Genomic DNA, 23,549 nt, shown 5'->3' with positions numbered 1-23,549 from the left:
GCGGCTCTCGACAGAGCTTCGGCTGGAGGGTAGGGAGCAGCCTGACGGCGGTCAACCTGTGCTGGCACGACTTTGACAGGGCGAATGCGGCATCAGCTTGACCGGCACCGGCCCAAGGGGCCGCCGATTGAAAAGGACAGATTTCATGCCTCACCCTTCAAAGCGCTCCGAGGTCGAGCCGTTTCGTGCCATGGATGTTCTGGCCAGGGCGAATGCGCTGGAGGCATCCGGCCGGCATATCCTGCATATGGAGGTCGGCCAGCCGGGCGCGGCGGCGCCCAAGCCGGTGCTGGATGCCGCCCGCGCGGCGCTCGATGGCGGGCGGCTCGGCTACACCGAAGCGCGCGGCCTGCCGGTGCTGCGCGATGCGATTGCCGGGTATTATCGCGACAGCTTCGGCGCCGAGGTGCCGACCGAGCGGATCATCGCCACGACGGGCTCCTCCGCCGGCTTCAATCTGACCTTCCTCGCCGCCTTCGATCCGGGCGACCGGATCGCCATCGCCGCGCCCGGTTACCCGGCTTATCGCAACATCCTGCGTGCGCTCGGCATCGAGCCGGTGGAGATCGAGGTCGGCCCCGAGACCCGCTGGGCCCTGACGCCGGAGCTGATCGAGGCGGCCCATCGCGAGGCGCCGCTGAAGGGTGTGCTGGTGGCGAGCCCGGCCAATCCGACCGGCACGATGATGACGCCAGAGGCGCTGCGCACGCTGATCGCCGCCTGCGAGGACATGGGCCTGTGGTTCATTTCCGATGAGATCTACCACGGGCTGGTGTTCGCCGGTCAGCAGGAAACCGCGCTGACGTTTTCCGATCAGACCATCGTCATCAACAGCTTCTCCAAATACTACTGCATGACCGGCTGGCGGATTGGCTGGATGGTTGTGCCGGACGTGCTGGTGCGGCCGATCGAGCGGCTGGCGCAGAGCCTTTACATCTCCCCGCCGGAGCTGTCGCAGCGCGCCGCTGCCGCCGCGTTCTCCGCGACCGAGGAGCTGGAAGCGGTGAAGGCGGTCTACGCCCGGAACCGGGCGCTGTTGGTGGAGCGGATGCCCGCGCTCGGCTTTGACGAGATGCTGCCGGTGGATGGTGCCTTCTACCTTTATGCCAGCGTGCGCCCCTTCGCCAATGACAGCACCGCCTTCGCGCGGTCAATGCTGGAGGAGGCCGGGATCGCCGCGACACCCGGCGCGGATTTCGACCCGTTCCAGGGCACGCGCTTCATCCGCTTTTCCTTCGCCGGCACCCATGAGGACATGCGCGAGGCGATGGACCGGCTCGGCGACTGGCTGCCCCGTCAGGGATAGCAGGAGGCGGGCGGGACCCTACGGGGCTCGCCCGGCGCGCCTTGCCAGTTCCTCGCCTGCGCCCTAGCCTGAAACCGAGCGGCGAAGGTGGGCTGGCGATGACGAAGTACATCATTCGGGCGGCCATGCAGGACGAGGCCAACGACGGCTGGATCTGGGCCAAGGGGTTTCCCTCCCGCTGCCTCGTGCGCATCGTCAATCCGGACAATGGCTACAACGTCGTCTGCCAGGTCCGGGAGATGGATTCCGGCTTCACCCGGAAATACAACCAGCCGGGCGCGGGCCGTGTTCGCATCCGGCCCGGCACCGATGTGCTTGTCATGTCCTCCTGGTATCGCGACGGGCTCGGCGGTTTCGAGCCCACCGACCGGGACGACCAGCGCGGCTGCAAGAGGCTGCAGATCCTGCCTTTCGACGGATTCCAGTTCTGGGCGCAGATCCGGGCTGCGTCGCATCATCCGGACGTGGCGGTGCGGCTGAGTGCGCGCCTTGGGTTATCGGGGGTCTGGCTCGGCTGTCTCGGCGGCACTCTCGGCCTTTATTCCGCCATTCGCACCGAAGCACTGGAACCGGCGCTGCTGCCGGCCATGCTCACCGCCGTTCTGGGTATTGGCGCGGTCTTCATCGGTGCGTGCCGAGGGCCGAGGCCGCCAGTTCCCCGTAAGGATGATCGGCGGCACCCGGCCCAGGACTGAGGCGGCGCGACGTCCAATTCGTCCTTGGCAAAACAAACCCCGCCGCGTGTGCGACGGGGTTTGCGAAGAGGTGGAAGGCCGGCGGGGCCGGCATTCCCTGTCTGTGGTGATCTTGCGATCAGAAGAAGCTGCGGCGTTGCCACCAGCCGGAGCGCTTGGGACCGGTCTCCTCGGTCTCCTCGGCGGTGCCGTCGCCCTTGATCTTCTCGCTGACGACGACCGGCTCCTTGGGAGCGGCCGGCGCGACCGGCTCCGGCTTGGCCTCGGCGGTAACCGCCGGTTCGGCCTCGGCTGCAACTTCCGGCTCCGCCTCGGGCGTCACCGTCTCGCTCTCGCCAGCTTCGGTCTGCCCGGCCTCGGGCTCAGCTTCGGTCTGGGGCTCGGCCTCGGTCTCGGCCGCGACGAGCGGTGCCGGTTCGTCCGCCGGCGTTTCAATCGCTTCCGCCGTTCCCGTTTCCACGGTCTCGGCCGGTGCGCTGTCGTCTGTTGCGCTCACCGGTGCCGGTACTGTCTCTTCCGCAGAGGCGGCTTCGGCCGGCTCGTTCTCGGAGGCTGCGACGGGTTCCGCGCTCTCGGCAACAGCGGTTTCCGTAAGCGCGGGGGCGGCGGGAGCCGTTTCGCCTTCACCGGCCTCCACAGGTGCCGTTTCCGCGGTCTCGGAAGCTACCTCCGGCGCGGTCTGCGCAGCAGCGTCGGACGCAGGGCCTTCGCCGGAAGCGCCGTCCGACGTCTCAGCCGACGTGTCTGACGCCTCGGCGGTCGCCTCGTTCGTCTCCTCGGTGCCTTCGCCATCGCGCCGACCACGCCGACCGCCGCGCCGGCCACGCCGCCGCTTGCGCCGGGCCCGGTCTTCTTCGCCATCCTCGTCGGAGGCACTCTTGTCCGCAGCGGCTTCGCCCTGGCTGTCGTCGCTCTCGCCTTCGCCGGAGGTCTCGTCGCGCGCGGCGTCCTGCCGGCTCTCCTCGTCCCCACCGCCGCTCTTGCGCCGACGCCGGCGCCGGCGGCGCTTGCGTCCCGAGCCATCGTCCTCGCTGGAGGTGCTGTCGTCACGGCTACGTTCGGTCTCGGTCGCCTCGGCGCTCTCGTCCTCGTCCTGATCGTCAGCCGTGATCGGCGTGACCATATGCGGCTGCACCAGCGGCTGGGCCTCGATCTCGCGCGGTTCGACCGGCTCGCCGCGCTCCATCAGGTAATGGTGCCCGTTCTCCATCGCCGCCGCCTCGATGGCGATCTCCAGGCCGAAGCGGGCTTCCAGATCGGACAGGTGCGCGCGCTTCTGGTTGAGGATATAGAGCGCCGCCTCGGTGGTGGTGCGCACGATCAGATTGTGCGTGACGCCCTTCAGCAGCATGTCCTCGATCGACCGCAGCACATGCAGGGCCACCGATTCGACCGAGCGGATCATGCCGGTGCCATGGCAATGCGGGCAGGGCGTCATGGAGCTTTCCAGGACGCCGGTGCGAATGCGCTGGCGCGACATTTCCAAGAGGCCGAAATGGGAGATCCGGCCAACCTGGATGCGTGCCCGGTCGTTCTTCAGGCACTCCTTGACCTTGCGCTCGACCGCCCGGTTGTTCTTGTTCTCCTCCATATCGATGAAGTCGATCACGATCAGGCCGGCGAGGTCGCGCAGGCGAAGCTGGCGCGCCACTTCCTCCGCCGCTTCCAGATTGGTCTGGACGGCGGTGTCCTCGATGTTGTGCTCGCGGGTGGACTTGCCCGAGTTGACGTCGATCGCCACCAGCGCTTCGGTCTGGTTGATGACGAGATAGCCACCGGACTTCAGGGTGACCTGCGGCGAGAACATGGCGTCAAGCTGCGACTCGACCATGAACCGGGAGAAAATCGGCGTCGCTTCCTTGTAGGGCTGGACGTTCTTCGCGTGGCTCGGCATGAGCATCCGCATGAAGTCCTTGGCCTCGCGGTAGCCCTCGTCGCCGGCAACCAGAACCTGTTCGATGTCCTTGTTGTAAAGGTCGCGGATCGAGCGCTTGATCAGCGACCCTTCCTCATAGACCAGATAGGGGGCGGAGGATTGCAGCGTCAGGTCGCGCACATTCTCCCACAGCCGCATCAGGTATTCGAAGTCGCGCTTGATCTCCGCCTTGGTGCGGCTGGCGCCGGCGGTGCGCAGAATCACCCCCATGCCCTCCGGCACCTCCAGCTCCGAGGCGATCTTCTTGAGACGCTTGCGGTCGGTCGGGTTGGTGATCTTGCGGGAAATGCCACCGCCACGGGCGGTGTTCGGCATCAGCACCGAATAACGGCCGGCCAGGGACAGGTAGGTGGTGAGCGCCGCGCCCTTGTTGCCGCGCTCTTCCTTGACGACCTGAACCAGCAGCACCTGGCGGCGCTTGATCACTTCCTGGATCTTGTACTGCTTGCGATGACGGCGGACGCGCTGCGGCACCTCTTCCATCGCATCTTCAGCGCCGACCGATTCCACATCGTCGTCGTCACCGTTGCCGTCGCTGTCGTCATTGTCGTCGGTGGCGGTTTCGGCGCCATTGTCGTCACTGGCGCTTTCCGCACCAGCGTTGGCACCGTTGCTCTCGTCGTCGCCATTGTCCGAGGCTTCCGAGGCGACGGTGTCTTCCTCGGTTTCGGCCTTGGCCGCGGCCGCCTTGCCGCGACGGCGGCGGGGCTTTTCGGTCACTTCCTCGGCGCTGGCCTCGTCGGCCTCCTCCTCGTCGAGGAGGGCCTGCCGGTCGGCCATCGGGATCTGGTAATAGTCCGGATGGATCTCGCTGAAGGCAAGGAACCCGTGGCGGTTGCCACCGTAGTCGACGAAAGCCGCCTGCAGCGACGGTTCGACGCGGGTTACCTTGGCAAGATAGATGTTGCCGCGAAGCTGTTTGCGGTTTGCGGCCTCGAAATCAAATTCTTCGACCCTGTTGCCACGCACGACGACGACCCGGGTCTCTTCCGGATGCGTGGCGTCGATCAGCATTTTGTTTGCCATTGATGGGGATCTCCACGACCGCCGCCCCGGCTCGGCATCGGGATCTTGCCCAATGCAGCCGTGACGTGGCGGACGTTCTGTTCTTCGATGAGAAGGTTGAAGGGGTGGCGCACTGCGCGGCGATCCCAAAGGGGGCGGCGACCTGGAAGTCGCCAGCCTCAGTCCCCTGTCGGAACGTCATCGCGCATGTGGTCATTGCAGCGCCTGTCTGAACTATATTTCGCAGCGGTGAACCGGTTTGGCACACCTCGAGAACAACACGCAGGAGCAACCTGCGAACGGGCCTGGTCCGAGAGCGCCTGGCCGTCCCTAAATCGGTTTATCCCGGCTTCGGCCGAACGCCCTGCGGGTATGCGCAGGCTGATACCGTTCGAGCGAGCCAGTGACGCACGCGGGATTTGCCCACCCCGGGTTCAAGCTGTCACGTAATCTATTACGGATGACGCGAGGACAGTTGGCCAGGCCGGGCGCCGGTCAATGGCAACAGAACGTCCCGATTCGACACATGTCCGAAACCGAGACCCGTTGCCTATCTTTTACGGGCGCGAACGTGTGTTGGCAAGCAAACTCGATCTTTTCCCGTTCGCAGTCCGCTCGCCCTATTGTCAATGAAAGGTTAACTTGCCTAAGGGTATCCCTTGGGATAGGGGCGGCGGCGCCATCGGGCGAAAGACGAATTGCAGGTGCCTTGGTGACCATTTTTACGCGAACACTGTGCGGTGTGGCCTTGATCGCGGCGGTTTTCGCCGGAACGGTCGGCTTGCGCGCCGAAGAGGCCGCACGGCCGGCGGTGCCGGTCGCCCGCGAGGCGCGCGTTGCCGGGGATGACACCCGGACCCGGTTCGTGATGGATCTGTCGCAGGCGGTGCCATTCACCGTGTCGGTGCTGGCTGATCCGCACCGGCTGGTGATCGATTTTCCCGAGGTGCGATTCGATTTGCCGGAAGGTGCGGGCGCCGAGGCGCGGGGGCTCGTCGGCGCCTGGCGCTTCGGTCTGTTCGCCAAGGGCAAGTCGCGGATCGTGCTGGACCTGCGCGCGCCGGTGGCGGTCGACAAGGTGTTCGTTCTGCCCTCAGTCTCGGAGCAGCCGGCGCGGTTCGTGCTCGATCTGGTGAAGACCTCGCGGTCCGCCTTCCTTGCCAAGGCCGGGGAGGCAACCGCCGCCGCGCCGGTGGCATCGGCGACGACACCCGGCAACAAGGGAGACCGGCTCGCCGGCGGCAAGGTCAAGCACCGGCCGGTGATCGTCATCGACCCGGGGCATGGCGGCATCGACACGGGCGCCGCCGGGACGGGTGGCACGCTGGAAAAGGCGGTGGTCCTGCAGTTCTCACGGCTCCTGAAGAAGAAGCTCGACGCGCTCGACCGCTACGATGTGCATATGACGCGGGACACGGATATCTTCATCCCGCTGCGCGAGCGGGTGGAGATCGCCCGCTCGCTGGAGGCGGATCTGCTGGTGTCGATCCATGCCGATTCGGTGCGCATCGGCCGCGATCAGGTGCGCGGCGCCGGTGTCTATACCCTGTCGGAGACCGCCAGTGACGAGATCGCCGCCGCGCTTGCGGAGCGGGAAAACCGCTCCGATATCATCGCGGGTATCGACCTTGCCGACGAACCGGATGTGGTGACCGACATTCTGATCGACCTGGCGCGGCAGGAGACCAAGACCTTCTCCCATCTGTTCGCGCGGACCCTGGTGGGCGAGCTCAGCGGCGCGGCGAAGATGGTGAAGAATCCGCATCGTTCCGCCGGTTTCCGGGTGTTGACCGCCCATGACGTGCCTTCGACGCTGGTGGAGCTTGGCTACCTGTCCAACCGGCTCGATGAAAAGCTGATGACCACCCGCGAGTGGCGTGAGCGGATGTCCTCGGCGATCAGCGGGGCGATCGACCGGTATTTCGCCAAGCGTCGGGGCAAGAGCGCGGCCCTGCGGCTCTCCGTGACACCGGGTGCCAAGGCGGACTGAATTTTGCCTTTCCGCATGGGTTAAGGTGGGGCAAGTGGTTGCGCACGCCTCAGCATCGCCATATTGGTCGCTGATGGAATGGGGCATGCTGACACCCTGCGAGCCGCAGTGGTGCGGTGAGCATGCCGCGACCCCGAGGGGCGGCGGCCCGGTGAGGGGCCGGGTAACGGGACCTTTTCGATCGTACCGAGGTCGCTGTGCCAGGGGCACGGGGCCAAGGCGACGGGGCGAGACTGGCGTGGCAGACGTTTTCGGAAACAACGAGCCGGATATATGAGATTTCTGATCAAGTTCTTTGGCTATCTGTTCGGCATTGGCGCGGTCTTCGCGCTGATCGGTGCGATCGGCGTGTGGCTCTATCTCCAGGAGATGAGCAAGGACCTGCCGGACTATACCGCGCTGAAGAACTACGAGCCGCCGGTGATGAGCCGCGTGCATGCCGCCGACGGCCAGTTGATGGCCGAATACGCCCGTGAGCGCCGGATGTTCCTGCCGATCCAGGCCATTCCGGACCTGCTGAAGCAGGCGTATCTGTCCGCCGAGGACAAGAATTTCTACGAGCATTTCGGCATCGATCCGGAAGGCATCGCCCGCGCCGCGCTGACCTACGCGCGCAACTACGGTACCGGCCGCCGGCCGCAGGGCGCCTCGACGATCACCCAGCAGGTCGCCAAGAACTTCCTGTTGACCAACGAAGTGTCGATCGAGCGCAAGGTCAAGGAAGCCATTCTGGCGCTCAGAATCGAGCAGGCCTACACCAAGGACGAGATCCTCGAGCTCTATCTGAACGAGATCTATCTCGGCATCGGTGCCTATGGCGTCGCCGCCGCGTCGCTGCTTTACTTCGACAAGTCGGTGCATGAGCTGACGCTTGAGGAGATGGCCTATCTGGCCGCGCTGCCCAAGGGGCCGAGCAACTACCATCCCTTCCGCCAGCGCGAGCAGGCGATCATTCGCCGTAACTGGGTGATCGACCGCATGGTGCAGAACGGCTATGTCGACAGTGCCGCCGGCGAGGAAGCCAAGGCCAAGCCGCTGGACGTCAAGCCGCGGACGCGCGGTTCGCAGCTGTTCGCCTCGGAGTATTTCGCCGAGGAAGTGCGCCGCAAGGTGGTCGCCATCTACGGCGAGGAACGGCTCTATGAAGGCGGGCTGTCGGTGCGTTCCACGCTCGACCCCAGGCTTCAGGTGATCGCGCGCAAGGCGCTGATGGACGGCCTGATCAATTTCGACCGCCGTCGCGGCGGCTGGCGCGGCCCGGTGGAAACGCTGGAGCTCGGAGCAGGCGACTGGGGCGAGGCGCTGGCCAAGGCCAAGTCCTACTCCGATCTTCCCGAATGGCAGCTTGGCGTCGTTCTGTCCGTGTCCGACAAGGCGGCGGAAGTCGGCTTGCAGCCGGAGAAGCTGGTCAGCGGTGCCCTGTCGACCGAACGCGTCCGGGTAACCCTGCCGTTCGAGGGCGTGAAATGGGCCAGGGTCAAGGGCCGCGCGCCCAAGAAGGTGACCGATGTGCTCACCCCCGGCGATGTCATCTATGTGGAGAAGCTGGGCGAGCGCTACGAACTGCGCCAGTTCCCCAAGGTGTCCGGCGCGCTGGTGGCGATGGATCCGTTCACCGGTCGCGTGCTGGCCATGGTCGGCGGGTTCAGCTTCGCCCAGAGTGAGTTCAACCGCGCCACCCAAGCCTATCGCCAGCCCGGCTCGGCCTTCAAGCCGTTCATCTATGCCGCCGCGCTCGACAATGGCTACACCCCGTCCAGCGTGGTGATGGACGCGGAACTGGAGCTGAGCCAGGGGCCGGGCCTGCCGGTCTGGCGGCCGCAGAACTATGGCGGCAAGTATTATGGTCCCTCGACCCTGCGTCTTGGCATCGAGCTGTCGCGAAACGTGATGACCGTGCGGCTGGCGCAGGACATGGGCATGCCGCTGGTGTCCGAATATGCCAAGCGGTTCGGCATTTACGACGACATGATGCCGGTGCTGTCCATGTCGCTGGGCGCGGGCGAGACGACTGTCCTGCGCATGGTCACCGCCTATGCGATGTTGGCCAATGGCGGGCGCAAGGTGACGCCGACGCTGATCGACCGCATTCAGGATCGGTACGGCAAGACCGTCTACCGGCATGAAGAACGGATCTGCGATGCCTGTATCGCCGATCACTGGGCGGAGCAGAGCGAACCGGAGTTGATCGACAATCGCGAGCAGGTGCTCGATCCGATGACCGCCTACCAGATCACCTCGATGATGGAAGGCGTGGTGCTGCGCGGCACCGCGACCCGGGTGAAGAAGCTGGGCCGTCCGGTCGCCGGCAAGACCGGCACCACCAATGACGAGAAGGACGCCTGGTTCGTCGGCTATACGCCCGATCTGACGGTCGGTGTGTTCGTCGGCTACGACACGCCCAAGCCGATGGGCCGTGGTGCCACCGGTGGTCAGATCGCCGCGCCGATCTTCATCGACTTCATGAAGGAAGCGCTGGCGGACACCCCGCCGGTCGAGTTCCGGGTGCCGCGTGGGCTGCAGTTGATCCCGATCAACCGGCGCACGGGCCTGCGCGCTTCGGCGGGCGCTCCGGGGACGATCCTGGAGGCCTTCAAGCCGGGCACGGCACCGCCGGACGAGTATTCAATCATCGGCTTCCAGAACGACGTGGGCATCCCGCGCACGGTCTCGCCGGAAGCGGGCGAAGCGGTGATGACGGGAACTGGCGGGCTCTACTGAGCCCCGGTCAACGCCTTGCCCGTCAAGGCGGTTTACAGCGCTGCGGACCTTCCACTATGGTCCGCAGCCGGGCCGCGCTTCGCGTCGGCCGATGATTTGCCATTCCATTCCCGCACCAACCAACAAGGGGAGTTGCGATGCGCGCCGAAACCGAGGCCGTTGTCGACGAAATCAAGCAGGCCATAAGCCTGCTGAGGAGGCATCTTTGACTGGGATACCGCAATTTCCCGTCTGGATGAACTGAACGCCGCCTCCGAGGATCCTACCCTTTGGGACGATCCCGCGCGGGCACAGAAGCTGATGCGCGAGCGCCAGCAGCTCGATGACGGGCTGAACGGCGTGCGTGCGCTGGAAGCCGATCTGAGCGACAATCTGGAGCTGATCGAGCTCGGTGAAATGGAGGGCGACAAGGACGTCATCCAGGAAGCCGAGACGGCGCTGAAGGCGTTGCGCGGCGATGTCCAGAAGCGTCAGATCGCTTCGCTGTTGTCCGGCGAGGCCGATGGCAACGACGCCTATCTGGAAATCAACGCCGGTGCCGGCGGCACGGAAAGCCAGGACTGGGCGAGCATGCTTTTGCGCATGTACACCCGCTGGGCCGAGCAGCATGGCCACAAGGTCGAGGTGCTTGAAATCCACGATGGCGAAGAGGCCGGGATCAAGTCGGTGACGCTGAAGGTCAAGGGCGAGAACGCCTATGGCTGGCTGAAGACCGAATCCGGTGTCCATCGTCTGGTGCGCATCTCGCCGTATGACAGCCAGGCGCGGCGACACACCAGCTTTGCCTCCGCCTGGGTCTATCCGGTGATCGACGATTCCATCGAGATCGACGTCAACGAGAGCGACTGCCGCATCGACACCTACCGCGCCTCGGGCGCCGGCGGGCAGCACGTCAACACCACCGATTCGGCCGTGCGCATCACGCACCAACCGACCGGCATTGTCGTGCAGTGTCAGAGCGAACGGTCGCAGCACAAGAACCGGGCTACCGCCTGGTCGATGCTAAAGGCCCGGCTCTACGAGCTGGAGCTGCAAAAGCGCGAGGAGCAGGCGAACGCGGAAGCCTCGTCCAAGACCTCGATCGGCTGGGGGCACCAGATCCGCTCCTATGTGCTGCAGCCCTACCAGTTGGTGAAGGACCTGCGGACCGGGGTCGAAAGCACCAGCCCGCAAGACGTTCTGAACGGCGATCTCGACAAGTTCATGGAAGCGACCCTTGCCCAGCGGGCCTTCGGCGGCGCGCCGGAGGAGGTCGAGGACGTCGAGTAGGGCGACCCGACCAGGCGACGGAAACGAAAACGGCGGCCCCCGCAAGGAGGCCGCCGTTTTTTGCGTTTGTGGGCCGGGGCGTCGCTGCCTCCGGCCCGTGGGTTCGGTGCGTGCCGTCCCAGTGCGATCGGTGCTAGATCAGCATCTTGCGCAGGCGGCTGGAGATCATGTCGATCACCGTCACCGTCAGCACCATGACGATGATGATGGCGCTGGCTTCCTCGAAGCGGAAACCCTTGAACGCCTCGTTGAAGGTGAAGCCGATGCCGCCGGCACCGACGATGCCGAGCACGGTGGCGGAGCGCACATTGGTCTCGAAGCGGTAGAGCGAGAAGCTCGACCACAGGGGAATGACCTGCGGGATCACGCCGTAGAGGATTTCCTGGATGCGGCTGGCGCCGGTGGTGCGGATGCCCTCCACCGGGCGTTCGTCGATGGCCTCGACCGCCTCGGAGAACAGTTTGGAGATGATGCCCAGATTGTGCACGAAGATGGCCATCACGCCGGGCAGCGGGCCCAGGCCGACGACGGCGACGAACAGCACTGCGAACACCAGGTCGTTGATGGCGCGGCTTGCGTCCATCAGCCGGCGCATGGGGAAGACGACCCAGGCCGGGGCGATGTTGCTGGAGGCGAGAAGGGCGAGCGGGGCGCCGAAGATCACCGACAGCACGGTGCCCCAAAGGGCGATTTGAACCGTCTCCAGCATCTTGCTCAGATAAAGATCGAGATCGGCGAAATCCGGATTGAGAAACTGGGCGACCATCCCGTCGAGGAAGTCGTTGCCCTTGAGCAGTCGGGTCCAGTTGTTGATTTCCGCCGGATAGTACGACAGGGCCAGCAGGACGACGATCACGCCGGTGATGGCGGCAAGGCGCAGTATGTTCGACCAGCGCGGCTGCATCTGCGCGCGCACGGCGTCCGAAAGAGCGGCTTCGGCGGTCATTCGGCCCGTATCCGCAATCATGTTCGTTTCCTTCCCCTTGGCAGACGGGCCGCAGGGGTGCCTGCGGCCCGGATATTCCGGTATCAGGTGCCGGCCCCAATGCGGGGCCGGTCTCCCGTCAGGCTGGCTCAGTAGCCGCCCTTGCCGACGATCTCGGCCTGCTCGGCCAGATCGGCGAGCAGCGCATCGGCGGCCTTGATCGCCTCGGCATCTCCGGAGGCCTCGGCCTTCAGCTTGGCCTTGAACGCCTCGATCTGGCGCACGTCGAGCAGCTGGGCGTTGGAGGAGGCGAGGAACGGACCCCAGCCATCGGACAGACCGGCGAGGATCTTGCGCTCACGGGCGACCTTCTCCATGTCGCCGAAGCGGCCGTACTGCATGAAGAAGTAGTAGAGCTTCTCCTTGGCAGCGGGCGAGAGGTCGGCGCGCCAGACCATCGGGTCGGACGGGATCAGCGGCGAGCGCCAGATTTCCTTGATCTTCGCGGCGGCTTCCGGCTTGGACTTGGCGAAGCGGGCGTAGATGCTTTCGGTGTTATTGGTGGCGACATCGACCTGGCCGGAGGCAACGGCAAGCGCATTGCCTTCATGGTTGGCGGAGGTCACGCGGGCGAAGCACTCTTCCGGGGTCTTGCCGTTCAGTGCCCAGACGTAATAGCCGGGGATGGCGAAGCCGGAGGTGGAGTTGGGATCGCCATTGCCGAAGGTCAGCGTCTTGTCGCACTTCAGAACGTCGTCGAGCGAGTTCAGCGGGCTGTCCTTCTGGGTGATCAGCAGCGAGTAGTAGCCGCGCGACCCGTCGTCCTTGATGGTCTGGGCGAAGACTTCGCCGCCGGCCTTGTCGACGGCCTGAATGGCCGACTTGTTGCCGAACCAGGCAAGGTCCACCTGCTTGGCGCCCATGCCGGCGATCACGCCAGCGTAGTCGGAGGCGAAGAACGGCTTGACCTTGACGCCGAGCGCCTTGGACATGTCGTCGAGGAAGGGCTGGAAGTTCTTCTCCAGCACCGAGGCGCTTTCGGTGGAAATGATGCCGAAGTTGATGGTCTCGGGCAGGGCGCCCTTTTCCTCAGCCTGGGCGATGCCGGTCGCGGACAGCGCGAAAGCCGCTGCCACAAGGACTTTCTTCAACATGGGTTTTCTCCTGATTGAATCTTTTGACGCGCGCCGTCCGGGCTCACGCGTTCGCGACCGCAAGGGCGGCCACCTTCGGCGCGGCTTCGGGTGCCGCACCGCCATGCCCGACCAATCTCGGGCCTGTGGGCATGTCAGCGGTCGACAGCGTGTCGCTGTCGTAAAGGGCTGCAAGGTCGGCGCGGCTGATGCCGCTGACCGGGCCGTCGTAGACCAGCGTGCCGCGTTTCAGGGCGATGATCCGCTGGCAATGACGGAAGGCATGGTCGATCTGGTGCAGCGACACCACCACGGTCACGCCGTCCTCGCGATTGATGCGGGCGAGGGTGCCCATCACCTTGTCGGCCGAAGCCGGATCGAGCGAGGCGATCGGCTCATCGGCGAGGATCAGCCGCGCTTCCTGGGTCAGGGCACGGGCAATCGCCGCGCGCTGCTGCTGGCCGCCGGACAGGCGCGAGGCGCGGCGGTGGGCGAAGTCGATGATGCCGACCCGCTCCAGTGCCTGCAGGGCGCGAATGCGGTCGGCGCGGGTGAAGAGGCCGAGGGTGCCGCGCCAGAAGGGCGTCTTGCCCAGGCGTCCGGCGAGCACGTTGCGCAGCACGCTGAGGCGATTGACGAGATTGAATTGCTGAAAGATGACACCGACATCGCGGCGGATGCGGCGGGCCTCGGTGGTGCGGCCACCGCTTGCCTGGACGGTGCGATCAAACACGGAAATCGTGCTGACGCTGCCACGGTCGATGGTTTCCAGACCCGAGATCAACCGGAGAAGCGTGGATTTCCCCGAGCCGGAGGCACCGATGAGGGCCACCATCTCGCCATCCTCGATCGACAGCGAGACATCGTTGAGGACCGGCTTGTTGCGCTCGAACGCTTTTGAAACGGAGCGGGCTTCGATTGCTGGCATGTGCTGTGTTCTCCCTTGCGCCGCCGACGTAAGGGAGGAGTGTTGCAGCCAGATGACAGAGGCCGCTGAACCGGGAGCGCAAGGGACCCGGAGGCGTGCGATTGCGTCGTCAAGCGCTGGAAATGCCAACGGCGCCCATGGGGCGCCGTCTGGTCGTCAGCCTGCAAGCGGCGGGCTCAATTCTCGATGATCGGGGTGATCGTCTCGCCGGCCGTCAGGAAACGGGCGGGATTGAGCGGCTTGTCGCCGATGCGGATTTCGTAATGCAGGTGCGGACCGGTGGAGCGTCCGGTGGAGCCGACATAACCGATCGTGTCCCGGGCGGTGACGGTCTGGCCCTTGGTGACGGCGATCCGACTCATATGGGCAAAGCGGGAGACGACCCCGCTGGGATGCTCGATTTCCACCGATTTGCCATAGCCGCCATTGCGGCCGGCGAAAACCACCTTGCCCATGCCCGGGGCCTGGATGGGGGTGCCGCGGGTCGCCTTGAAATCGGTGCCGGTGTGCATCGCCATCCGTCCCATGAACGGGTCGAGGCGCGGACCGAAGGAGGAGGAGATTGGGGCGCCGGCGATCGGACTGCGTACGGGAATGCCGCGCGCGGCCTGCTTGACCTTCTCCAGTGCGAGAAGGGCGCGTTCCGCACGCTCGAACCGGGCGTCGAAGCCGTTTTCGGCGGTCAACGCAACAAAGGGGCCACCGGTGCCTTCCGTTGCCGTGCGGGCGGGCATGCCGGCAAGGCGCAGACCGAGCCGATCCGCCGCGCCGACGATGGCCGCGTGATCGCGTTCGGCAGAGGTGGCAATCACCTCGAGGGCCAGATTCGCTTCCGTGTCCATGCGTGCAAGGGAACCGGACACGTCCTCGATCAGGCTGGCGCGTTTGTCCTCGGCGGTTGCGGTCGAAGGGGCGGCTGGAGCGTTGACCGGTGTGGCGGGTGGCTGCGCGCCCTGACTGCCGCGCAATTGCAGGTCCGGCATCAGGTCGATGGGCTCGGGCATGCCACCGATTCCGGTGTCGCCGGTGTCAGTACCTGCGCCAAAGGCGAGGAGACCCTCGGGTCGGTCCGGCTTGCTTTGCGGCATGGGGTTGCCGATGGCAACGCGGATGCCGGTCTTTGCCGCTTTTTCGATCAGCGAGGCGACGCGGGACTGGCGGCTGTCCAGATCCTGCTGTCGGCTGAGCACGGCGGTGAGCCGCTCGTCGATGGACTGGGCCTCGAGCACCCGGCGGCTGGTCAGCCGGTCGACCTTGGCGCGCAACTGGGCGATGCGGTCCTCATAGGAAAGCTGCATCTGAGCCTGGCGTTCGGCGGAGGACTGGATGATGTCGTCGCGCAGGACCAGATAGGCGGTGGCGCCGATATACCCGACGGCGAATAACAGGCCGACGCCAGTGGCAAGGCCGGCGAACCAGGGGGAAATGGTGAAGGAGCGAACCGTCTCGCCGCGTGCGATGATGACCCGATGCGGTTCCTTGCGTTTGCCGAACACCCTGTCTGATCGTGCACCGTGTTCCGTCATACTCTTCAGCCCCATTCCGGATGATGCCTAGCGCGAAAGGTCACGCGATCCATCCAGCGGGATTAGAGTTGATTAAGGTTAACAAATGCTAAGGAATTGGCATCTCAGCCGATCAGGCGGGCGAGGGGGCGGTAGAATCCCGGGGTCAATCCGGCCTCGGCGCGGGCCCGGTCGTTGAAGGGGGGCTTCAATCCGCCCTTGAAATGGCGCCGGACCAGATCCTGAAAGCGCTTTTCCGGGTCCTGGCGGTCGCGGTCGCAGATAAAGCGGAACCACTTGGCTCCGAAGGCCACATGGCGCTTTTCATCCCGGTAGATGATTTCCAGGATTGCCGCCGTCTCCCGGTCGCCGGCGGCCAGCGTTTTCTCGATCATCGGCGGCGTGATGTCGAGGCCGCGTGCCTCCAGCACCAATGGGATTACCGCCAGCCGGGCGGCGAGATCGTCGCCGGTGCTCTCCGCCGCTTCCCATAGGCCGTGATGGGCCGGCAATGCACCATAATGCGAATCAAGCTCGATAAGCCTCTGCCGCAAAAGGGAAAAGTGCTTGGCTTCCTCCAGCCCCACGCGCACCCAGTCGTCAAAGAACGAGCGCGGCATCTGACGGTCGGCGAAGCGTCCGACCAGGTCCCAGGTGAGGTCGACCGCGTTCAGCTCGATATGGGCCAGAGAGTGGATCAGCGCGATCTTGCCCTGCCGGCCGCCGGCGGCGCGCTTGGGCATGTCGCGCGGCGGCAGGAGGACGGGACGCTCCGGACGCCCGGGCTGATCGGGCATTGCCGCAGCGCCGGTGCGGCGGCGCACCGACAGGGTGCGGGCGAACCACGCCCGGGCCGTGGCATGGGACAGTCGTATCTTCTCATCGAGATCGGCGGCGGCAACGATCCGCCGGGCGCCGCAGGCCAGCGAGGCCGGTGCGTGGCCTTCAAGATCCATTCGGGTGGGGGAAATCGACATGTCGGCCGGCGGCTTTCCTTCGAGAGGCTGCACAGAAGCGGTTTGCCTTGCGGGGTTACCCTTGCGCGCGCACTGCGTCCAGTACGGCTTCTGCATGGCCAGCGACCTTGACCTTGCGCCAGATCTTCAGGAGCGTGCCATCGGCGCCGATCAGGAAGGTGGAGCGCTCGATGCCCATGTATTTGCGGCCATACATGGATTTTTCGACCCACACGCGATAGGCGTTGGCGGTGGCTTGGTCGGTGTCGGCCGCCAGATGCACGCTCAGTTCATGCTTGGCCTTGAATTTGTCGTGTTTGGCCGGGGTATCGGGGGAGACCCCAATCACCACGGCGCCGGCTTTTTCGAACTCATCTCGCAGAGCGCTGAAGGCAATCGCCTCCTTGGTGCAGCCGGGCGTGTCATCCTTGGGATAGAAGTACAGCACCACCATCTTGCCGGTGAGGTCGGCCAGGGCAAGCCGCCCATCGCCATCCGTCGGCAGATCGAAATCCGGAGCGGGATTTCCTTCTTCGAGTTTCGTCATTCCGCCTTCCTTTCGTCACATGCTGCTTCGACTAGTAACCGATTCCCAAGGTGCCAGTCCTTGCGACCCGTGCCCACGCAGATATCGCGAGGTGCGGCGGCAACCGCTGGTATCATCGGGTTGATTCGGCTTTGTATCGATTGTTGGCAGCCAAGGAACGAGAGTCTGTATAAGCGACTGATCCGCCGCAATATTCCGCTTCGCGATACATTGCGTCACTCGCGCCGGCGCTGGCCGAGACGCGTGGCGGGGGCTTGTCTTGCGCTGCTGGTGCTGGCTATCGGCCTTGGTGTGATCCGGGCGATGCAGGGGCCGATCCCGATCGGCTTCGCCGCGCGCATGATCGAGCGCGAGGTGTCGTTCAGCGGCGTGGCTCTGACCATCGGTGCCGCGACGGTGGATCTTTCCGAGGGGTTGCCGGCGCGGCTGGAGCTTGAAAACGCCGCTGTCGAGCTGGAGGGCGCGCGCCCGCTCTCGCTGTTCCTGCCGCGTATTTCCGCGCCGCTCGATCTGACCGCATTGCTGATGGGCCGTCTTTCCATCTCCGAAATCGTGCTGGAGCAACCGCGGCTGGAGCTGGAAACCGAACCGGCGGAAACCACCTCCGTACCGAAGATGTCCGGCATTGCCGAGGCGATGGATCAGATCGGTATCCTCGCGGGGCAGCAGCTCTCCCGCCGGGGCATTTCCCGCATCGAGATCGTGTCCGGCGAGGTGCTGGCCGAGGCGGAGGAGACCTATCGGATCTCCGGGATCGACGCCGAACTGACCCATGACGAAGACCTGACCTTGCGCATGGAGGCCGAGGTCGCCGGGCGCCTCGGTCGGTGGCGGGCGCAGGCATTGCGGCGGGTCGATCCGGAGACAGGCCAGCGGACCATTACCCTGGCCTTGCGCGATGTCACCATTGGCGAGTTCATGCCCATTGACGCGGAACTGGCGACCGGCAAGGGGCTCGGGGTGCCGATCCAGCCGACCATCGAGGTGTCACTGGACGCCGCGGGCGCATTTCAAACCACCCGGGCGAGCCTGATCGTCACACCGGGCTGGATCAACACCGGTCGGGCCATTGTCGGCTTCGACCGGATCGACGTGCAGCTTCTCTGGGAAGAGGGGAGGCCCGGGTTCCTGATCGCGCCCTCGGTCTACATGCGCGGCAACACGGTGTTTCCCTTCGAAGGGGTGGTTGAACCTCCCAGGCAGCCGGGAGCCCTGTGGTCTTACCGGATCGAGTCCCGCAACGGCCGCATCGGGCCGAGCGATGTGCCTGGACCGCCGTTCCTGCTGGAAAGTTTCACCGCCAAGGGGCGGGCGGACCTGCGCCGCCGGGAGGTGTTTTTCGACACGCTGGTGCTGCAATCGGGCACGGCGTCGATGGATGGGGCCGGCTCGCTGCGCCTTGCCGAGGATGGTCCCTATCTGGCGCTTGCGGTGCAAAGCGGGCCGATGCCGGTGGCAACCATGAAGCGGCTCTGGCCGGTGACAATGGTCCCGCCGGCGCGGGCCTGGATCATCGAACACATGATCGACGGGCGGATCCTCAAGGGGCGGGCCACGGTGGCACTGCAGCCGCCGGCCTTCGATTCCCAGGATCCGGATCCGGGCTGGTCCGGCAATGACGTTCGCGTCGATATCGCCTTTGCCGATGTCAGCCTGAAGACCATCGGCACGATCCCGGTGGCGCAGCGGCTGACTGGCACCATCAACGTGGCGGACGCGATGCTCACCGTTTCCGCCGACAGCGGCGTGATGGTGGCCGGCGAGACCGATCCGCTCGATCTGGGACAAACCGTGTTCCGCATCCCGGATCTGCGCAAACCCGGCATCAAGACCGGAGAGCTGGAGCTGGCGGTCAGCGGACCGGCGGAAGGTCTGGCAAGTCTGATCGACGCGGAGCCTTTCCAGGTTCTGTCGAAGCGGGATATCGCGCCGGCGGATGTTTCGGGCGAAGGCAATCTCGACGTTCGGGCGCGGTTCCCGCTGGCAAAGGACGTGGCGATGGAGGAGGTCGACTGGTCGGTGACCGGCGCCTTGCGCAAGTTCGCCAATGCCGAGCCGATCAACGGGCACAAGCTCGCTGGGGCCAAACTGACATTCGATGCCAATGCCAACCGTCTGGAGCTGAAGGGCTCGGGGCGACTTGACGGTTTGGCGGCCAATCTGGATCTGGTCGTGCCGTTCGAGGGGCCGGGCGGCGATGCGGTGGCTTCGCGGCAGGGGGTGGTGCTGAATGTCACCGCCAAGGAGCTGGCCGCCCGTGGCTTCGACCTGCGCGAGTTCATCACCGGCAAGCTGCAATTGGCGACGGAGGATACCTCCGACGGGATGGCCTATGACGTCGATCTGACGCGGGCGCGGGTGCATCTGCCGCAGGTCGGCTGGATCAAGAGCCAGGGCGTGCCGGCGCGCGCGCGCTTCACGATGCACCAGGGGGAGGGGCGCCGGCAGGTCCGCAACTTCCAACTGACCTCGGAAGGGGTCGATATCGCCGGGTCGATCGATCTCAGCGAGGCCGGCGGGTTCACCGGCGCACGGTTCGACCGGTTCGCCTTGCGTCCCAGCGATGACGCCAGCCTGCGGATCTCGCGCAAGGGCAAGGGATTTGTCGCCGACTTCAGAGCTCGCCGTTTCGATGGGCGCGGGCTTGTCGCCAGTTTCACGGAGGGCGGCAAGAGCAGTTCCGGGAAGGGCGGGGCCAGCGTTCAGGTCAATGCGGAAATTGATCGGCTGACCGGTTTCAACGGTGTGGTGGCCAATGACGTCCGCCTCCGGCTTGCCAGCAGCGGAAGCACGTTGCGCAGTCTGTCGCTGTCGGGCAAGACCGGGGCCCGTGCCGGCTTCGAGATTGCCCTGGCGCCGGGCTCCGGCGGACGGACCCTGAGCGGCGAGATCGCCGATACCGGGGCGCTGCTGCGCTTCACCGATCTTTACAAGCGCATGCGCGGCGGGCGCGGTGTGCTCGTGCTGCAGATGCCGGGCGACAAGACCTGGCACGGCACCTTCAAGGTGCGGCGGCTGTCGATCACCGAAGATCCGGCGATCCGCAAGCTGGCCGAGGTTCCGCAGGTGGCCAACCCGGAAGGCAGCCAGCGAGGCTTGCGCGGGGCTGCCCGGAAGGGCGAAGCCTCGTTCAGCGCGCTCGACATCGTCTTCCGGCGCGAGGGCGATCTGTTGCGGGTGGTGGAGGGAACCCTTGCCGGGGCTACGGTCGGCGGCAACATTTCCGGGACGGTCAATCTGGCCAGCCGGACCCTCGACATGACCGGCACTTTCGTGCCGATCTTCGCGCTCAACAATCTCTTCGCCAAGATCCCGATCCTCGGCTTTGCCCTTGGCGGCGGCTCGGATGAGGGGCTGATCGGTGTTACCTATCGCCTGTCCGGACCGGTCAGCGATCCGGTGCTGACGGTCAACCCGGCCTCGATAATGGCGCCGGGGATCTTCCGCAAGATCTTCGAATACCAGTAACAAAAACGGGAGGCGGTTTCCCGCCCCCCGTCTGTAGTCGGATCCTGGTGCATTCTGGTGCCGGTCAGACCGGCTTCAGCAAAACGTGCCGCTTCTTGCCGAGCGAGAGCTTGATCACCCCGTCATCCACCAGATCGGCTTCCGTCAGGCTGCGGCGCTCGTCGCCTTCCGACTGGTCGTTGATGCGCACGCCGCCGCTCTTGACCTGACGGCGCACCTCGCCGTTGGAGGCGCACAGGCCGGCGGTGACGAAGGCCGCCAGCACGCCGAGACCGGCGGAAAGATCGGCCCGGGGGATTTCCACCGTGGGCAGACCGGCGGCCAGCGCGCCTTCCTCGAAGGCCTGGCGCGCGGTCGCGGCGGCAGCCTCCGCCGCCTCCCGGCCATGGGCCATGGCGGTCGCCTCGGTGGCCAGCACCTTCTTCGCCTCGTTGATTTCCGACCCGCCAAGGGCGGCAAGGCGGGCGATCTCGTCCAGGGGCAGGGTGGTGAACAGCTTGAGGAAACGCTCCACGTCGCTGTCCTCGGTGTTGCGCCAGAACTGCCAGTAGTCGTAAGGGGCGAGCATGTCCGGGTTGAGCCAGACGGCGCCGGCGGCGGTCTTGCCCATCTTCGCGCCGGACGCGGTGGTGAGAAGCGGCGTCGTCAGGGCGAACAGCTCCACCTCTTCCATGCGCCGGCCAAGGTCGACGCCGGACAAGATGTTGCCCCACTGGTCGGAACCGCCCATCTGCACCCGGCAGCCGGTGCGCCGGTACAGCTCGACGAAGTCGTAGCCCTGCAGCAGCATGTAGTTGAATTCGAGGAAGGACATGTGCTGCTCGCGCTCAAGGCGCAGGCGCACGGCGTCCCGCTGGATCATCTGATTGACGGAGAAATGCCGGCCGACCTCGCGCAGGAAGTCGATGTACTGCAGGCCGAGCAGCCAGTCGGCGTTGTCCAGCATCAACGCGTCCTTCGGTCCCTCGCCGAAGGTCAGGAAATTGGAGAACACCTTGCGGATGCCGGCCTTGTTGTCCTCGATCTGCTCGCCGGTGAGGAGCGGGCGCGCGTCATCGCGGAAGGTCGGGTCGCCGATCCGGGTGGTTCCGCCGCCCATCAGGGTGATCGGCCGGTGACCGGTCTTCTGCATCCAGTGCAGCATCATGATCTGGACGAGCGAACCGACATGCAGGCTTTTCGCCGTGCAGTCGAAGCCGATATAGGCGGTGACCGTTCCGGACGCATACAGATCGTCGAGCCCGTCCGGGTTCGAGATCTGATGGATGAAGCCTCGCTCTTGGAGGGTCTTCAAGAACTCCGATTTGAAAGCGGTCATGATATTCACTGTCCGTGATGGTGAAGGTCGTCATGTGAGACGGCCCGGGCGGTGCCTTTGTGGGGCCTTGCCGCGCGAGCCACGTCCCTCATAGCCGAACTGGCGGGAAAGGGGCAAAAAAAAGCCGCCGATCAGCTATGCGCTACCTCAGGAAATGGTCTTGCGCCGCATTGCGGTGCTGGCGGCAAGAAGAAACGCGCCGACGACCAGAAGCCCGGCGAGCCCGAAGGTGACCTGCATTCCCCCTGCGACAGCGTCAGGCGTGGCCTGGGATATGTCGCTGGCGCCTGCGGCGGCGGCGAACACCGCGCCCATCAGCGAGGCGCCGGTGATCAGCCCGAGATTGCGCGACAGGTTGAGCAGGCCGGAAATCACGCCACGGCGGGCCTTGTCGACCCCTTGCATGAGGGATGTGTTGTTGGCCGCCTGAAACAACTGGTAGCCGGGCGTCAGCAGGGCGATGGCGGCGATGTAGCCGGCAAGGCCGAACAGGGCCGGCAGGATGGCCAGGCCGAAGGATCCGGCCGCCATGACGCCAAGGCCAAGGCGGACGGTTGTCGGCGCGCCGAGCCGGTCGACCAGCCGTCCGGCGGGGACGCCGCTGAGGGCGGCGATGATCGGGCCGACCGACATGGCAAGGCCAACCATCGCCGCGTTGAGCCCCAGCGCTTGCGCCAGGTAGAACGGCCCGACGATCAGGGTTGCCATCATCACCGTTGCCACCACCGCGTTGACAGCAAGACTGCTGCTGAAGGTGCCATCGCGGAAGGCGGACAGCCGGATCAAGGGCGCGGATACGCGGGTTTGCGACAGCACGAACAGCAGGGTGCCAAGTGCGGCTCCGGCGAGAAGGGCGATGTTCAAAGTGCCGAAATCGCCCCGCCCGAGCGTCATGGCAAGTGCATAGGCGGCGAGCGTCGCCGCGAGCAGTGCGGTTCCGACCATGTCGAGGCGTGGCCGCTCCGCGCTGGCCTTGCGCGCGTCCGCCGGCAAGGTGCGCCAGGCCAGACCCAGTGTCAGCAGGGCCAGCGGCACGGTGACCAGAAAGATGGCGCGCCAGCCGGCGCCGGCGATCAGAACGCCGCCGAGCGTCGGGCCGAGCGCGGTGCCGACCGCCGACATGGTTCCCAAAAGCCCCATGGCGCTGCCGGTTCTCTCGCTGGACACCGTGCCGCCGACAAGGGCCATGGCAAGGGCCATCATGACCGCCGCGCCAAGGCCCTGCACCGCGCGGGCGGCGATCAGCGACGGGAGGCCGGGGGCAAGGCCGCTGGCGGCGGAGCCGGCGGCGAACAGCACCAGCCCAATGAGCAGCAGCCGGCGATGACCGATGAGGTCGCCAAGCCGTCCGGCGCTGACGATCAAGGTGGTGATGGCCAGCAGATAGGCCAGCACGACCCACTGGATCTGGCCGAAGGGAGCCTGGAACACCTCCGCAAGCCTCGGCAGGGCGACATTGGCGATGCTGGTGCCCAGGGACGACAGCAGCACCGACAGGGACAGGCTGGCGAGTGCCCAACGGGCGGCGGGCGATCCGGTCTCGCTTGCCGCGCTCACGTTGTTTCTTGCCGTCGTCATCGGGAATTTTCCTGGTCGGATCGCACTAGCCGGCGCACGGCGCGGCGGGCAATGGGGGCTATGGCCAGAACGAGCGGGAAGGCGACAAGCCAGGAGGCAAGCCATGCCCCGAGCCAGAGCCTGGGAAAGCCTTCGGCCAACCCGGCGCTGCGCCAGGTGGAGATCGCCGAGACCACCAGCGACATCAGGCCGGAGAGGAGGAGGGCGAAGAGAGCGGGTTCAAATCTGGCCGGGATCATCGGGTGACTTTCTGCGGGTGGAACTCATCC

At 65.7% G+C, this 23,549-nt stretch carries 16 protein-coding genes; 6 read left to right on the top strand and 10 right to left on the bottom strand.

Annotation, left to right across the window (positions count from 1 at the left end):
- Positions 1–145: 145 nt before the first annotated feature.
- Together IEV83_RS13565 and IEV83_RS13560 are read left to right on the top strand one after the other, a co-directional pair.
- Entirely contained in the window at positions 146–1,306 is a 1,161-nt protein-coding gene (locus tag IEV83_RS13565) for a pyridoxal phosphate-dependent aminotransferase (protein WP_181759818.1), read from the top strand.
- A gap of 98 nt (positions 1,307–1,404) precedes the next feature.
- Complete coding sequence (locus IEV83_RS13560) at positions 1,405–2,001, top strand: hypothetical protein (protein ID WP_181759819.1); 597 nt, start codon at positions 1,405–1,407, stop codon at positions 1,999–2,001.
- A 118-nt stretch (positions 2,002–2,119) separates the two neighbouring features.
- Here IEV83_RS13560 and IEV83_RS13555 read toward each other — a convergent pair whose 3' ends face one another.
- Entirely contained in the window at positions 2,120–4,963 is a 2,844-nt protein-coding gene (locus IEV83_RS13555; protein WP_181759820.1) for an Rne/Rng family ribonuclease, read from the bottom strand.
- 691 nt (positions 4,964–5,654) lie between these two features.
- Between IEV83_RS13555 and IEV83_RS13550 the strand changes: the two genes are divergently transcribed.
- The 3 genes from IEV83_RS13550 (at position 5,655) to prfB (ending at position 10,922) form a co-directional block, all read left to right on the top strand.
- The gene (locus IEV83_RS13550) at positions 5,655–6,932 is read left to right on the top strand and encodes an N-acetylmuramoyl-L-alanine amidase (protein ID WP_209003154.1); all 1,278 of its coding nucleotides are present in this window, start codon (positions 5,655–5,657) and stop codon (positions 6,930–6,932) included.
- A 282-nt stretch (positions 6,933–7,214) separates the two neighbouring features.
- On the top strand, positions 7,215–9,653 hold the full coding sequence (locus IEV83_RS13545) for a penicillin-binding protein 1A (RefSeq protein WP_209003174.1): 2,439 nt from the start codon (positions 7,215–7,217) through the stop codon (positions 9,651–9,653).
- 137 nt (positions 9,654–9,790) lie between these two features.
- Positions 9,791–10,922 (top strand): peptide chain release factor 2 gene (gene prfB / locus IEV83_RS13540; RefSeq protein ID WP_181759823.1). Its coding sequence is split into 2 segments (ribosomal slippage): positions 9,791–9,859 and positions 9,861–10,922, totalling 1,131 coding nucleotides; the frame shifts between segments, so codons are not numbered across the junction.
- Between the two features lie 133 nt (positions 10,923–11,055).
- Here the strand turns inward: prfB and phnE are convergent.
- From phnE to IEV83_RS13510, 6 genes are all read right to left on the bottom strand, one after another.
- On the bottom strand, positions 11,056–11,868 hold the full coding sequence (gene phnE, locus IEV83_RS13535; protein WP_181759824.1) for a phosphonate ABC transporter, permease protein PhnE: 813 nt from the start codon (positions 11,866–11,868) through the stop codon (positions 11,056–11,058).
- A gap of 128 nt (positions 11,869–11,996) precedes the next feature.
- Positions 11,997–13,001 (bottom strand): phosphonate ABC transporter substrate-binding protein, encoded by a 1,005-nt coding sequence (gene phnD, locus IEV83_RS13530; protein WP_181759825.1) that lies wholly within the window; start codon positions 12,999–13,001, stop codon positions 11,997–11,999.
- 43 nt (positions 13,002–13,044) lie between these two features.
- Positions 13,045–13,908: a phosphonate ABC transporter ATP-binding protein gene (gene phnC, locus IEV83_RS13525; RefSeq protein WP_181759826.1), complete on the bottom strand. Its 864-nt coding sequence runs from the start codon at positions 13,906–13,908 to the stop codon at positions 13,045–13,047.
- 176 nt (positions 13,909–14,084) lie between these two features.
- Complete coding sequence (locus IEV83_RS13520) at positions 14,085–15,404, bottom strand: peptidoglycan DD-metalloendopeptidase family protein (RefSeq protein ID WP_181759827.1); 1,320 nt, start codon at positions 15,402–15,404, stop codon at positions 14,085–14,087.
- 134 nt (positions 15,405–15,538) lie between these two features.
- The gene (locus IEV83_RS13515) at positions 15,539–16,390 is read right to left on the bottom strand and encodes a ferritin-like domain-containing protein (protein WP_244628189.1); all 852 of its coding nucleotides are present in this window, start codon (positions 16,388–16,390) and stop codon (positions 15,539–15,541) included.
- Between the two features lie 55 nt (positions 16,391–16,445).
- Positions 16,446–16,916: a peroxiredoxin gene (locus IEV83_RS13510; RefSeq protein WP_181759828.1), complete on the bottom strand. Its 471-nt coding sequence runs from the start codon at positions 16,914–16,916 to the stop codon at positions 16,446–16,448.
- A 243-nt stretch (positions 16,917–17,159) separates the two neighbouring features.
- Between IEV83_RS13510 and IEV83_RS13505 the strand changes: the two genes are divergently transcribed.
- Positions 17,160–20,384 (top strand): AsmA-like C-terminal domain-containing protein, encoded by a 3,225-nt coding sequence (locus IEV83_RS13505; protein ID WP_181759829.1) that lies wholly within the window; start codon positions 17,160–17,162, stop codon positions 20,382–20,384.
- Between the two features lie 64 nt (positions 20,385–20,448).
- Here IEV83_RS13505 and tyrS read toward each other — a convergent pair whose 3' ends face one another.
- The 3 genes from tyrS to IEV83_RS13490 all read right to left on the bottom strand — a co-directional run bounded on the left by tyrS (position 20,449) and on the right by IEV83_RS13490 (position 23,519).
- A complete protein-coding gene (gene tyrS / locus IEV83_RS13500) occupies positions 20,449–21,702 on the bottom strand; it encodes a tyrosine--tRNA ligase (protein ID WP_181759830.1) in 1,254 nt (417 codons plus the stop codon).
- 147 nt (positions 21,703–21,849) lie between these two features.
- Positions 21,850–23,280, bottom strand: a complete 1,431-nt coding sequence (locus tag IEV83_RS13495; protein WP_181759831.1) for an MFS transporter — start codon at positions 23,278–23,280, stop codon at positions 21,850–21,852.
- Entirely contained in the window at positions 23,277–23,519 is a 243-nt protein-coding gene (locus IEV83_RS13490; RefSeq protein WP_181759832.1) for a DUF2798 domain-containing protein, read from the bottom strand. The genes IEV83_RS13495 and IEV83_RS13490 overlap by 4 nt, the downstream gene beginning before the upstream one ends.
- Positions 23,520–23,549 lie beyond the last annotated feature (30 nt).

Origin of the sequence: Stappia taiwanensis, from assembly GCF_014635285.1 — a bacterium.
In the GTDB taxonomy this organism is placed as follows: domain Bacteria; phylum Pseudomonadota; class Alphaproteobacteria; order Rhizobiales; family Stappiaceae; genus Stappia; species Stappia taiwanensis.
This window is presented reverse-complemented; position numbering and strand designations above follow the sequence as displayed.